This window comes from Paenibacillus sp. S33, from assembly GCF_053615415.1.
In genome coordinates, this window is record NZ_JBSIEZ010000001.1 from 2,988,603 (window position 1) to 3,002,443 (window position 13,841).

The following is a 13,841-nucleotide window of genomic DNA, read 5'->3' on the forward strand; positions in this document are numbered from 1 at the left end:
TATTTAGCGCTGTCGTTTAAGGAATCCGAAGCGTTTTTTCCGGGTATCTGGAATGACTCCGCGAAACAGCTCGTCCAGCACCTGATCCACCTCATCATCTCGTTCGAACGGGTCTGAGTGGAACGGTAAAGCAAATACTTTATCGTGATCCAGCTCCTTACGAAGCCTGCGAACCGCCTCCGAGGTTGCCAATGGCAAGCAGTAATTCCATTTATGCTGTGGGTGGCGCTGAAGAGATCGGGCTAGCCCTGCTATATCCTGAACTCTCCATTCGGCCCCTGAGCCAACGACAAGCGGATAATCGGCTCTCAAGAATTCTTCCAGTCGTTCATTGTCCTGCCCACTCCCCAGGTCCAGTACGATAAATCTATAGGAACCACCCAACAAAGAAATGACATCCGCACGAGATGTTTGCCGCCAGTAGTGTACTCCATCAACTTCAAAACGCCGACTTGAACTCGATTGTCCAACGGATGTGCCTTCTACGACTTCTTGAAGTCGGGCAAATGCTTTGGCTGTGCTGTGCAGCTCAACCAAAGCTACGGAGCGGGACCTTCGAGCCAGATAGTGGCTCACCGCAATTGCTGTATGAGTAGCACCGGAGCCGGCAGAGACACCCAATACAGCCACTACCCTTGTACCTGCATAATCCATTGAGGCATCATTAACGGATATTCCTTGTTGAGCAGGCTGAAAATCCGCACTGTGCCGCAGTTCTCCAATGACCTCCCCGGCAGATTGAAATCGTTCCTCAGGATGCTGACGCAGCAGTTTTCGAATCACCGGGATCAAATGGCGGGGCAATTCTCCGCGAATATACCCTTCTACTCCCGCAGTCCACTCGCTATATTTGCCTCCTGTACATAGGTACAATAGCAGCGCTCCCAAACTGTATAAGTCTGAACGAGCATCCGTCTGACCTGCTCCATATTGCTCCGGGGCAGCGAAGCCCACTGTGCCCAGCTTTACCGTATCTTGATCCAGTTCAGCCTTATAGCTCCTCGCTATTCCAAAATCAATCAGTATAAATTCCATTTCCGGTGTCAGCATAATATTCGTCGGTTTCAGATCCCGGTAAATGACTGGCGGTTGACGGGTATGCAAATAATCCAACACATCCAGTACCTGCAAAGCGAATGGGACGATCTGCTCCTGTGGAATATAGCCTTCATAGCCCTTCATGTATGCTTCCAGCGTAATTCCCTCGATGTAATCCATGACCAGGTATACCGCACCAGACCGAGGATGCTCAAAAAAATCAACAATTCTCGGTAAACGTGGATGACTTAGCGAAATCAGCATCTCTGCCTCCGTACGTACAAGCTTCATCACTTGTGGCCCGGCAACCGACTCCTTCACCGCCCATTGCTTGCCTGGCAGTTTTAAATCCTCTGCCATGAACACGCGGCTCATTCCTCCCGAACCCAATGTGCGAACAATACGGTAACGCTCACCGACAATGGATCCGAATTCCAACTGTGATGGTTGCTCCATTATTCTCCTACCTCCTTTCTAAAGCAGACAACGCAAAAAAGGGAAAGCTGCCGCAAAATCAAATTTCCATGTCGCCATGAAAACCGTTTTCGCGGGATGCTTTCCCTTGATTTAAACATGATTATTATTTTTAAGGAACAATTTGGATTTATTATATAGCACACCTGTATCTATTGTAAAGTATTATTTTCCATACTTGATCATGTACAGGGTAATTTCATCTCGGTTATGGAATAGCTGCTTAGCTCGCTGAATCTGCATGCCGGACTCCTCAAATGAAGCAATTACATCATGAATGAGCGCCAAGGGCTTTTTATGCATTAGCTTGACCGTAACGATAGCAGTACCACCACTTCGCAAACTATATAGTAAATCAGTAACGAGCCTTGCCATTTGCTTAGGACTCCAGCTCATATCACAAACCAGCAGATCGAACGAATTCTCTTTAAATTTGACTTCACTTGCATTTTTACGCAAAAAAGTCAGATTGGCGTACTTCATCAGTGATGGCTCCATCTTTGCCGGATCAACCGCTGTAACTTTCAGTCCCCGCTCCAGTAAGAAGGAAGTCCATCCACCCGGTGCTGCCCCAATATCCAGTCCCTGACGGAAAGCACCAAAATCTATGCCGAACGTCGCTTCCGCTTCCAATAGCTTGAATTTGGCACGAGAAATTTGTCCATCTTCTTTTTGAAAACGAACCGCGCCTCCGCTCCAATCCGATAGGTTATCCTCAGGACATGATACACCTGCATACCACGTATCTGTATCTGCAAAAACGGACACAATAAGATCGGCGCCTTGTACTGTCTGCTCCATAGATAGATCACTTATTTGTTCACTCAAAGCCTGCTTGAGCGCACCTGCGCTTTCAGTCCAACTGCTATTAGATCCTTTGCGCACTTGTAAAGAAACACGTTGATCCATCAGTTCCTTGCGGTTACGGATGAATGCAACCAGCCGTTCCTGCACCTGAACCAGGTCCGTTCCTTCTTCCTGAAAATGAACAGGAAACAAGTGACGTAAAAACATCGGCGGCTGAGCTGTAATTGTCCTCACTGCCTCAATTTCTTCCGCAGGTAATGTAGCCAGAAAAATTTCACCAGGTAAAAGCATTGTGCTTTTTACAGAGCCAAATAATCTTCTAAGCTCCTCTTGAGCATAGGGTGCAAAACCATGATTGGCCGTACAAACAAATCTTGATGATGACAAAGTAGATTCACTTTGTTCATCTGTACTCATATATAGTTCCTCCAAAATAACATTACCCTCCAGTGCACACCCGAATCCAGGGACGTTCTCCATCCCAATCCAGCTCAACCGGAACTTCATATGTGTGCATAATCAATTCTTTCGTTAAAACTTCTTTTTTCGGTCCAGCTGCTGCGACCTTACCATCACGAATCAATGCAACATGCGTAAAGAGAGGGACAATCTCCTCAATGTGGTGAGTCACATAAACCACTGATAAGTCTCGCTTGCGGAGCCGATCAATCTCGACCAGCATTTTTTCCCGCTCAAATAGATCCAACCCGGCACAAGGCTCGTCCATAATCAGCAGACGAGGTTCTGCCATCAGTGAGCGGGCCAGCATCACCTTTTTACGTTCTCCTTGAGATAACGTCCCCAGTGGGTGATGAATCAAGTCGCCTAAATTCATACCCTCCAGCAAAGATATGGCCTTTTCTTTTGCCCCTCTCGGAATTTCCTGATAAAAGCGCAAAAAAGCATACGCACCTGTAGCGACAACTTCCCAAACGGGATCTTTTAGCGCCAGCTTTTCCAACAAGGTCTGGCTGATATATCCGATTTGTTTGCGAACTTCCCGCACATCACATTGACCATACATTTGCCCAAGCACTTCAACCGTTCCATGACTTGGAAACATATATCCTGTCATCATTTCCAGCAATGTTGTTTTACCGGAACCATTGCGACCCAGAATAGCCCAATGTTCACCTTCTCGTATGTCCAGGCTTACATCGTCCAAAATCCGTCTTTCTTCCCGCTGCAACGTAATGCTCTTCATGGATATCATTCCATCACGCTCCTTATTTTGCTCAGCAAGTGTTCTACAGATTCCATTTTGTAGATGATTTCAGGATTTTTGTTTTCACCATTATATATAAGAAGCGCGGGAACGCTTGATATCCGGTACTCCTGTACCAGTTCAGGAATATAGTTAATGTTGCTCTGCACCACTGCTTCTTCAGGGAGCAAATGCTCTGCTACCTCCAGCATTTTACGGGCAGCCGCGCATGTTCCGCACATGGGAGTGTACACAAACAAAGCCAGCTTGCATCCCTCCCATATGGCACGGCGCGCCTCTTTTTGTCCGATCTCTTTCATCGTTCAGACCCTTTTCTGATCTCTCGCATACGCTCTTCGGGTATGGGCCCGTTATGTACGGTGACTCCCTCTGGCTTATTCGCATAGAGTAGCTCATACATGGCTCGCCGCCCCTCTGGACTGGACGAATGCAAGTAAATTTCACGTGGATATAACCGTTTCACTGCGATAGCAGCAGCCACATCCTTTCCCGTAGGCTGACCTGGACCCAAATCATAATCTAGCGATAGTATCGAAATAGGGTATTCATGAAGCAGCAGCAGACACTCATCCGCATCTCTTGCCAGCTTAAAACCCGGAGGACAAGGCCGATAATCGTCCATAAACAAATACATCAACTTCTCCTCCTTTTTCCATATATGCAAGCTCACAAGCCTCAAAGATAGTTATTATCAATCAGACCGATTTACTCCCAGCTTAGAATCATTTGAATATCCTCCTGATGTGTCCCATCAGGTCCCGTCTCACTCTCCAAAACGATAGGAATACCTCTTACAGCCTCCTGATCTGTCATCCAACGCATGCCCTCAGTACCAATGTAGCCTTGTCCCACACGAGCATGTCTGTCTTTTTTAGAGCCATATGGGTATTTAGAATCGTTCAAATGAACTCCACACAGAGCTGACCAATAGCCGAGACGATTCCCTTTTTCGATCAAAGCCTCGTCCATTCCACCGTTCCACAATCCCGCTGCATATGCATGACAAGTGTCTAAGCAAAAGCCGATACTGTCAGGATACCGGCACAGCTGACGGATCTGCACCATTTCCTCAAGCGTGGTTCCCATGGGTCCATGATCTCCCGCCTGATTTTCGATCAATATTTTAGCATTTCCCTGCCAGCCTTCCAGCACATCATTAAAACAGTTAATGATATTACGGTAGCCCTCTAGAGGGTCTAACGAATGCATATGACCAAAATGAACGACAATCCCTTTTGACCCACATGCTTCAGCAATATCCAGATCATTGCGTAATGAAGCAATCGTCAGCTCATAAAGTTCCTGACGACGCTCTGACCCATGAGCCGGATTAACGGGATATGGTGAATGAGCAATGGATTGAAGCTGGTGCTCTAAACAGTAAGCGTTGCAAGCAGCAGCATCAGTAGCACTCCATTCCTTCAGCCTAAGACTACGAGGATTTTTCGGGAAATATTGAAATGAACGTCCCCCCTGCTCTCGCGCACGCATAGCGGCTTTGGAAAAGCCACCACGCGTACTCACATGGGAGCCGATGAGCAATTTAGGCATCATGCTGCTGTACCGGGCAATAAAATGCTTTTTTCCCCGCCAGTTCAACCCTTACAATTTTCCCGCCACTTGGAGATTCTTCTCCTTCGCGGTCATATACTCGACACTGATGATCAAATCCACCTGTTAGCGTGTCCCCCTCCATTAGAGGCATTTCCATGTACCCGCCTTCCGCTGTAGCTTCACGTAGTACGGATTGAGTGGCATGATATAGCTTTTCCACTTTTTCTGGCGACTGCACAATGTTCTGTACTTTGGAACCCGGTGTAAATCCGGCGATATAAGCAATTTCGTCTGAATAACAATTGCCAATACCCGAAAAAATCTGCTGATTCACCAGCATTGTTTTCAAAATCCCCCGGCGTCCCTTCAGCCGTGCTGTAAACTTTTCCAACGTCATGCGACGGTCTAACGGATCAGGTCCCAGGTCTGACAAAGCTTCTTCTGTTTCTTTAGCCGTTAGCAGGTGCAGATAACCTAAGCGCAGTCCGATAAAATAAAGCTTTACTCCACTAAAATCTAATTCGATTTGAACTGTACGATCTGGACGCTGCTCCTCCGTTCCCAGATATAACAGTCCTCCGAGCATCAGATGAAGTACGAGCCGCCCGCCCGTGTTTAAATGAAAAATCAAATGCTTGCCTCGACGCTCTAAATATACAACGGTCGTTCCCAGCAATTGCTTCTCAAACGTTTCCACTTCAGTATTAATGGACTTTTCACGGCTAACCGTAACTCCAGTAATCGGAATGTCCAAAATTTGTTTTGATAATAAGATTCTGTAGTTTTCCATTTCAGGAAGTTCCGGCATAAAACATCTTTCCTTTCGTAGCTACATAGCTTTTAATTCTCGCAAGTTTTGTAAGACCTATACTTTCTATTATTTCAGCTCTTCTTTCATCCAGTCCTGCAGTTCAGCGAGATTGTCAAACATCAGGTCAGGTTTCACTCCAACGGTGCGCACATGCTCGTCCATATTAGCGCGGGTCGTCACGCCCGACAGGATCAGAGCTGTTTTACAACCTGCTGCTGCACCTGCCGCAATATCTGTAAGCATATTATCGCCCACAACCAGAGCTTCATCCGCCCTAATGTTTAAGCGGTTCAGCGCATAGTTCATCAATACGCTTGAAGGCTTGCCGATGACAATAGGCTTCACCTGTGAAGCCGCTTCAATTGCAGCTCCAATCGTACCTGCACCTGGCGTTAGCCCATCATGTGAAGGCAATTGGAGATCCGGGTTTGTCAAAATAAAAGTTGCTCCTTCCCGAATCCAGCGCATGGCAGCGGCCAGCGCATCATATGTAAATTGACGATCTATCCCCTGCACCACATAATCAGGATGGTTCTCAACAAGCTGCAAACCGGCTCCTGTGAGTGCATCGCGTAATCCTGTTTCACCAATACAAAATACACGAGCTCCAGGACTTTGCTGTGCAACATATTGTGCAGCTGCTAACGCCGAAGTATATACTTCATGGCTGGCCGCTTCAATTCCCATACCAACCAAATGCTCAGCCACCGAATCGGGTGTACGTGAAGCATTGTTTGTAACATAGGCATAAGGTATCTGGTCTGAACGCAATTGGGATATGAACAGATCCGCACCCTTGATCATCCGATTTCCATGATAAAGTGTTCCATCCAGATCAATTAGTAACGATTTTATCGCAATCCCCTCCCCTACTTCAAATCCATTCACATCATAGCATTAAAAATTATAATTCATCCCATGAACGATGTTCTCCTTCTTATTTAACCACCTTAATTATTCAGGTCATAAAATAATCGGCCGTCTCTATTCATCTCATCTATCTTAAGTCAAAAATGCGTATGAAGTCCATGAATTGCTGGTAAACCGTCCAAAATAGTGCCATTCCTCGCTAAAACCCGTCGCTTTCCCATGACATAAGTTCACTTCTTCGTCGAAATCCATCGAAGGCGCTATTTCCTCCAAGGAAATCTCCTGTATTTCCTAGTCATGCTCAAGAAATATAATCCTTTAAATTCGATATATAGAAACTCGAATAGGACACGCCTCCATATGTGGTAGAACAAATTCATCCCCCACCACCCTGCACGGGTTCTCATCTCTTGTCGCATCCTGCGCTTTCCCGGAAAATAATTTCGGTGAAAAACAAAGGCACCGAGGCAAGCCCCGGCACCCATGCACATATCTTCTCCAATCGTATATTAACCGATATCGGGTACCGGTAACAACACATGCTGCTCCGCAAGCAATGAATTAGGAAATATGCTTTGCGCTTCCTCCAGCAATGGCTGAAGCTGCTCCTGATCTTTATACCTAGAACTAAAATGCGTCATGATTAACTGACCCGCACCTGCGGCTTTTGCAGCTTCCGCTGCCTGAAGCGCTGTACTATGATGATACTCGTAAGCTGTATCTGCCAGTTCATGCAGAAAAGTGGCTTCATGAACGACGACAGTTGCATCTTGAGCCAGCACTACCGTATTCGGGCAAGGTCTCGTATCCCCTAAAATCGTGATGATACGCCCTTTTTTCGGCGAACCCAGTACATCCTGAGGATGCAAAATAACTCCACCCTCTACCTCCACGCTTTCCCCACGCTTTAACTTACCGTACACCGGGCCGGGCTTAATACCATATCGCTCCAACAGCTCTTGGTTAAGCTTACCGGGCTTATCCATCTCTACAACTCGGTAGCCATAGCTGTCAATCCGATGATCCAGCAAAGCTGACTCTACCCGGAATTGTCCGTCATCAAACAGAACCCCGCCCGTATGCTCCACAATATGTAGTTGGTAATTGATACGCGATTGGCTGATCCCTAAAGATAGCTCTATATATTGCTGGATTCCAGGCGGCCCATATACCGTCAGTGGTGTCGTTCCCCCTTGATACGCTCTGCTCGACAGCAGTCCCGGCAGACCAAAAAGATGATCCCCATGCAAATGGGTGATAAATATTTTTTCAAGTCTGCTTAGTTTGAGCGGCGAACGCAATACCTCTTGTTGAGTGCCTTCGCCGCAGTCGAACAGCCACATGCTTCTTCGTTCTTCCAGCAAACGAAGAGCGATGGACGTTACATTTCGCTGAATCGTAGGCACCCCTGCATTTGTACCGAGAAAATAAAATTCCATAACATTAACCTTCTTCCTGCTGACCAGCAAAAAACCTCCGAAGCTCGGAGGGTATTTGCTATCCCATCTGATAAAGGTGTTAAACCTTTTCGACGTTAAAATACTGCGCCTGAGGGTGGCTGAACACCATGGCTGATACAGAAGCCTCCGGTTCCATCATAAACCCTTCCGTCAGCTCAACGCCAATATCCTCAGGTTTTAACAACTGGAACAACGGCCCCTGATCCTCTAGATCTGGACATGCCGGATAGCCAAAGGATACCCGAATGCCTTGATATCTGGCACCGTGTCGCTGTTTCATTGTCATATCGGCAGGGTCCGGGAACCCCCAGCTATCCCTGATAATATGGTGAAGCCGTTCCGCTAACCCTTCTGCTACTTCGAGTGCTACCGCTTGAAGTGCATGCGAGCGCAGATAATCTCCTTTATCTTTCCACTGGGTAGATATCTGCTGAATCCCATGACCAGCTGTAACGACCATGAAACCTACATAGTCCATAACCCCGGATTCCACTGATTTCAAGAAATCAGCCAGACATAGATAAGGCTCTACCTGCTGGCGCGGGAATGTAAATGTGTGCAGTACCTTGCTCACATCCGACGGATCATAGATCAGAATTTGATCTCCTTGGGACTGCGCTGGAAAGAACCGATACATAGCATGTGCCTGGATGATTCCGTCTGTCACAGCTTCAAACATGATGCTGTCCACGGTTTCCTTCAACTGAATCGCTTTCGGATCTTCCGAAGCCAGCAGCTGTTCAACATTTCCTTTTAAACCAAGATGATGCCCCATTAGCATCTGCATATTCACGTAAGGCAAAATATAATTCAGTGGATAGTTGCGCAGTACATGGCGATCCGTATCTGGTGGAATATAGACGGGCAAATCCTGAGCAATGTTAGAGCGCACAGCTCGAGTGAGCTTAGGGAGCGGCTTGGCTTCCACGACGATTGCCGCTTCAGCTTCCCGCTCAGCCTCCATGTCCTCAGCCATTTTTTTACGGGACTCAGGATTCATTAGCTTATTGGCAATATCCAGACCATCCATAGCATCCTTTGCATAGGCAACCAGACCATCATACTCAGGACGGATACGATTTTTAGTGAACTTACGTGTTAAAGCAGCTCCACCCACCATTATTGGAATATCGATATTCGCATTTTTCAAATCCTGTGCTGTTAGCACCATTTGTTGTGCCGATTTAACAAGCAGTCCGGATAAGCCGATCATGTCGGCCTTTTCTTCACGGTAAGCCTCAATAATGCGTTCTGGTGGTACTTTTATACCCAGATTCACGATATGGTAACCATTGTTGGATAGAATAATCTCCACTAGATTCTTACCAATGTCATGCACATCACCTTTAACTGTAGCCAACAAAATCTTACCTTTTACTGAGGATTCATTCTTCTCCATGAACGGCTCTAAATAGGCTACGGACGCCTTCATCACTTCAGCGCTTTGCAGCACCTCTGCAACAATCAGTTCGTTATTGTTAAACAGTCGTCCTACTTCCTCCATCCCCTTCATCAGAGGGCCATTAATAATCTCCAGCGAAGAATATTTCACGAGCGCTTGCTCCAGATCCGGAATAAGTCCCTCCTTACTTCCCTCGACTACATAGGAAGCCAGTCGTTCTTCGAGCGAAAGGTTTGATATCTTTTCTTTTTTCTCCACTTTCTTGTTACGGAAAGCTGCTACAAAAGCGGATAAAGTATCGTCATTTGTTTTATAGATCAAGTCTTCCGCAAGTTTCCGCTCATGCTCTGGAATGGATGCATAACGTTCAAGCTTCTCAGTGTTTACAATCGCATAGTCCAGACCTGCTTTGGTGCATTCATATAAATAGACGGAATTGAGCACTTCACGACCCGCTTCCGGCAAACCAAAAGATACGTTACTGATGCCCAGGATGGTATGTACCCCGGGAAGCGCTTCTTTAATAATGCGAATGCCCTCAATCGTTTCCTTAGCTGAACCGATATATTGCTCATCACCTGTTCCTACTGGAAATACGAGTGTATCAAAAATTAGATCCTCCGCTGCCAAACCGTAACGGTTCACCAACAGATCATAAGAACGTTTAGCTACCTCAAGCTTATCCTCACGTGAAATAGCCTGTCCGCGTTCATCAATGGTTCCAACAACAACAGCGGCGCCGTACTTATGAATAAGAGGAGCCATTTTCTCAAATTTCTCTTCACCATCCTCCAAATTAATGGAGTTAATAATCGCCTTACCTTGCGAATATTGAAGTGCTTTATCAATGACTTTAATATCCGTGGTATCAATCACCAAAGGTACTTTTACCTTGTTTACAACCAGTTTCAAAAACGCTTCCATATCCGTCATTTCATCGCGATCCGGGTCCTGCACACAAATATCAATGACATGCGCTCCGCTTTTTACCTGAGCGCGGGCAATTTCAGATGCCTCTTCATATTTGCCTTCCACGATCAAACGCTTGAATTTGCGGGAGCCCAGAACATTCGTTCGCTCACCAACCATATACGGACGATTGTCCTGTTCAATATATACAGGCTCAATGCCTGATACGGCAGGAGGATGATGACCTACCAGCGGACGCGGCTCAAACTGCGCCATACTTTCACTCATAACTCGGATATGCTCAGGCGTGGTACCACAACAACCCCCAGCAATGTTCAGCCAGCCTTTTTCAGCGAAAGCAGCCATTTTACGTGCTAATGAATCAGGCGATTCATGGTATTGGCCATTTTCATCGGGCAAGCCCGCATTTGGATAACAGCTAATAGCTGCAGAGGACATTTCAGACAGAGAGCGAATATGATCACGCATAAACTCTGGACCTGTAGCACAATTCAATCCAATCGAAATTGGATGTAAGTGTTCAAGTGATATGCAAAAGGATTCGATATTTTGCCCGGCCAACGTCGTTCCCATAGGCTCAATCGTACCTGAAATCATTAGCGGAAGCTCGATACCTGTCTGCTCAAAAGCCTGCCGAATTCCGATACTTCCAGCCTTGACGTTAAGCGTATCCTGTGAGGTCTCCAAAAGGAGCACATCCACGCCGCCTTCAATAAGCGCCAAGGCCTGCTCTTGATAGCTGTCAATCAGCTCAGCAAATGTAACACCACCTGTGACAGACAAGGTTTTCGTGGTTGGACCCATAGCTCCTACTACAAAACGAGGCTTGTCCGCAGTGCTGTATTTATCCACCGCGTTACGCGCCAGTTTGGCTGCCACCAGATTAATTTCACGGGCACGTTCTGGTATATCGTAATCCGCCAAAACGACGGATGTTGCTCCAAATGTATTCGTTTCAATTAGGTCTGCCCCAGCCTCCAAGTAAGCTTCATGAATCCCTTGAATGACATCTGGTCTCGTTAAGACCAGCATTTCATTACAGCCCTCCAGCTCTTCCCCACCAAAATCATCGGGGGAAAGGTCTTCCTGTTGAATCATGGTGCCCATGGCCCCATCAAGAAGGAGTATTCTTCGTTGTAATGCATCCTGCAAGCTAACTTTATCCAAATTTCTTCACCCCCGCAAAACGTTAAATCCTAGTTTAGCAGAAACCGTATCATTTAGATAGATTGAAGTAAAAACATACGTTTTATACAGGTTGTTCTTTGTAAAAACGACTTCTCTAATCCATTTTTATAGTTTGTAGCATTACAGAACGTACTTAACCCTGACCCTTTAGCTATAGTCATTTGCATTATAAAATGTTGAAATCCTGTATTGTACAACGTTTCAAGACATGGTATTCTTTATACAATATTAATCCAAGTGGAAAAGAGGGAATAGATATATGGCCGAAATCTTAATACGTAACACGAACGAACGAATTAGCGGTGAAGAACAAGTACGTGAATTTCTGGAGAGTCACGAGATATTGTATGAACATTGGGATGCTTCCAAATTGTCCGGGGAGCTGCAAGAGAACTTTACCTTAACAGATGATCAAAAGGCCGCTGTTCTCCAAACATTTGAACCCGAAATCAAGGATTTAGCCGCACGTCGCGGATATAAAATATGGGACGTTATCACTTTATCTGAAGCAACGCCGAATTTAGACGAGCTGCTGGCCAAGTTTGAGCAAATTCACACCCACACCGAGGATGAAATCCGTGCCATTGTCGCTGGTAAAGGCATCTTCATCATTAAAGGCCCTGAAGAGATCGGCTATTTTAACGTAGAGCTTTCACCGGGGGACGTTATCTCCGTACCTGAAAATATACCTCACTTCTTCACTTTAATGGAGAATCAAAAGATCGTCGCAATCCGATTGTTCATCGAAGAAAATGGCTGGATTGCCGAACCGTATGAAGACCCAACCTTCATTAAAGCATAATTACGAGTTTATCCTTGTGTGAATAAAAAAACTCCCTCTGCTCTGTGGTCAAGACCCCATTTTATAGACACTGAAAAAAGCCCCTAGGCTATAAGCTGCTTCCGATACTCTTTCGGAGGCAGCTTATTTAACTTTCGTTGTGGTCGACACTGGTTGTAAAATTGGATATATTCTTTTATTCTCCTTTGTGCCTCGTCCATATTTCGGATATCATAGGGGTAGAGCCCTTCCGTTTTGAGATGCGAGAAGAAGCTCTCCATCGAGGCATTATCATAACAATTGCCTCGGCGAGACATGCTGATTCGGGCGCCAACCTTTGGCAGCATGTCATGGTACGCATGGGACGTGTACTGGAATCCCTGATCGCTGTGAACGATGAGGCCAGTCACGTCTTTTTGCTGTTTCCAGGCTTGTCGAAACGTCTGTAAGACCAGTTCGTTATCATTTCTATGGCTCATCTGGTACGCGATAATTTCGTTATTGAACAAGTCTTTAATCGCAGACAGATATAGCCAGCAATCACCCACACGATATTGCGTAATATCTGTGACCCATTTTTGATTTGGTTTGTCCGCCTTGAAATCCTGTTTTAGCAGATTTTTCGCCACACGACCTTCCGTAGAAGAAGCATAATTGCAGCGATGCTTCCGACGAATTTGTGAGCGGATCCCCAAGACCTGCATGAGCCGGAGTACCTTTTTATGGTTCATCCAGACTCCATGATCGTGCTGCAAAAATAGTTGAATTTGGCGATAGCCGTAGACTCCGTTATACTGCTCATACACTTTCTTCACAAGTGCTTTCGCGTCCCGATCTCGATCTGTTTCTCTCCGTTTTAAGAAGGCGTAATATCCACTTCTGGAGACTTTGAAAAGCGTACACAGTTTGCTAATAGGATAGTCTTTCGCAGCTTTCTCAATGGTTATATATTTGTGTGCTTCATCTCCTGTATCCAGATTTCCAAACACTTTTTTAGCATGTCATTTCCCGTCTCAGCTTCTGTACATACCTATCCTGGTCGATATACTCCTTACGCCGTCCTCGTTGGTCCATAAGTCCGAATTCACCGAGTTCCTTGTACTTCCGCATCCATTCTTTCAACCGATGTCGATCTGCAATCCCGAACTTCTCCATGAGTTTACGATATGTCCAACCTTCTTCGATATGAAGCCGTATGGCCTCTACTTTGGTTTCAAACGTATATTCTTTAAACTTCTGTCCTTTTTTCGCTGGCATAAAAAATGCACCCCCTAGAAATACATCGGATAAACCAGGGGTTT

The 13,841-nt window shown here is 45.9% G+C and carries 13 protein-coding genes; 1 reads left to right on the top strand and 12 read right to left on the bottom strand.

The annotated features are described in order from the left end of the window. Nucleotides 1-3 precede the first annotated feature (3 nt). The 10 genes from ACWGXJ_RS13650 to metH all read right to left on the bottom strand — a co-directional run bounded on the left by ACWGXJ_RS13650 (nucleotide 4) and on the right by metH (nucleotide 11,738). On the bottom strand, nucleotides 4-1,497 hold the full coding sequence (locus ACWGXJ_RS13650; RefSeq protein WP_250262061.1) for a serine/threonine-protein kinase: 1,494 nt from the start codon (nucleotides 1,495-1,497) through the stop codon (nucleotides 4-6). A gap of 180 nt (nucleotides 1,498-1,677) precedes the next feature. After that, the gene (locus tag ACWGXJ_RS13655) at nucleotides 1,678-2,736 is read right to left on the bottom strand and encodes an SAM-dependent methyltransferase (protein WP_452566956.1); all 1,059 of its coding nucleotides are present in this window, start codon (nucleotides 2,734-2,736) and stop codon (nucleotides 1,678-1,680) included. Nucleotides 2,737-2,758: 22 nt separating this feature from the next. Next, nucleotides 2,759-3,532 (bottom strand): ABC transporter ATP-binding protein, encoded by a 774-nt coding sequence (locus tag ACWGXJ_RS13660; protein WP_250268511.1) that lies wholly within the window; start codon nucleotides 3,530-3,532, stop codon nucleotides 2,759-2,761. After that, entirely contained in the window at nucleotides 3,529-3,843 is a 315-nt protein-coding gene (locus ACWGXJ_RS13665; RefSeq protein ID WP_061831513.1) for a thioredoxin family protein, read from the bottom strand. Before ACWGXJ_RS13665 ends, ACWGXJ_RS13660 begins: the two co-directional genes overlap by 4 nt. Beyond that, on the bottom strand, nucleotides 3,840-4,178 hold the full coding sequence (locus tag ACWGXJ_RS13670; protein ID WP_452566957.1) for a cyclic-phosphate processing receiver domain-containing protein: 339 nt from the start codon (nucleotides 4,176-4,178) through the stop codon (nucleotides 3,840-3,842). Before ACWGXJ_RS13670 ends, ACWGXJ_RS13665 begins: the two co-directional genes overlap by 4 nt. 71 nt (nucleotides 4,179-4,249) lie before the next feature. Continuing rightward, nucleotides 4,250-5,098 (bottom strand): deoxyribonuclease IV, encoded by an 849-nt coding sequence (locus ACWGXJ_RS13675; RefSeq protein WP_452567906.1) that lies wholly within the window; start codon nucleotides 5,096-5,098, stop codon nucleotides 4,250-4,252. Continuing rightward, the gene (locus ACWGXJ_RS13680) at nucleotides 5,088-5,906 is read right to left on the bottom strand and encodes an Fpg/Nei family DNA glycosylase (protein ID WP_322163391.1); all 819 of its coding nucleotides are present in this window, start codon (nucleotides 5,904-5,906) and stop codon (nucleotides 5,088-5,090) included. Before ACWGXJ_RS13680 ends, ACWGXJ_RS13675 begins: the two co-directional genes overlap by 11 nt. Nucleotides 5,907-5,975: 69 nt before the next feature. Then, on the bottom strand, nucleotides 5,976-6,797 hold the full coding sequence (locus tag ACWGXJ_RS13685) for a TIGR01457 family HAD-type hydrolase (protein ID WP_081112503.1): 822 nt from the start codon (nucleotides 6,795-6,797) through the stop codon (nucleotides 5,976-5,978). A gap of 491 nt (nucleotides 6,798-7,288) precedes the next feature. Next, a complete protein-coding gene (gene rnz, locus ACWGXJ_RS13690) occupies nucleotides 7,289-8,218 on the bottom strand; it encodes a ribonuclease Z (protein WP_103049124.1) in 930 nt (309 codons plus the stop codon). A 79-nt stretch (nucleotides 8,219-8,297) separates the two neighbouring features. Continuing rightward, a complete protein-coding gene (gene metH, locus ACWGXJ_RS13695; RefSeq protein ID WP_336077096.1) occupies nucleotides 8,298-11,738 on the bottom strand; it encodes a methionine synthase in 3,441 nt (1,146 codons plus the stop codon). 280 nt (nucleotides 11,739-12,018) lie between these two features. On the opposite strand from metH, the gene ACWGXJ_RS13700 reads away from it, so the two are divergent. Beyond that, a complete protein-coding gene (locus tag ACWGXJ_RS13700; protein ID WP_348622792.1) occupies nucleotides 12,019-12,561 on the top strand; it encodes a 1,2-dihydroxy-3-keto-5-methylthiopentene dioxygenase in 543 nt (180 codons plus the stop codon). 83 nt (nucleotides 12,562-12,644) lie between these two features. Here ACWGXJ_RS13700 and ACWGXJ_RS13705 read toward each other — a convergent pair whose 3' ends face one another. Next, nucleotides 12,645-13,529: an IS3 family transposase gene (locus ACWGXJ_RS13705; protein ID WP_452566958.1), complete on the bottom strand. Its 885-nt coding sequence runs from the start codon at nucleotides 13,527-13,529 to the stop codon at nucleotides 12,645-12,647. A gap of 4 nt (nucleotides 13,530-13,533) precedes the next feature. Beyond that, nucleotides 13,534-13,797, bottom strand: a complete 264-nt coding sequence (locus ACWGXJ_RS13710) for a helix-turn-helix domain-containing protein (RefSeq protein WP_452566959.1) — start codon at nucleotides 13,795-13,797, stop codon at nucleotides 13,534-13,536. Nucleotides 13,798-13,841: the final 44 nt, after the last annotated feature.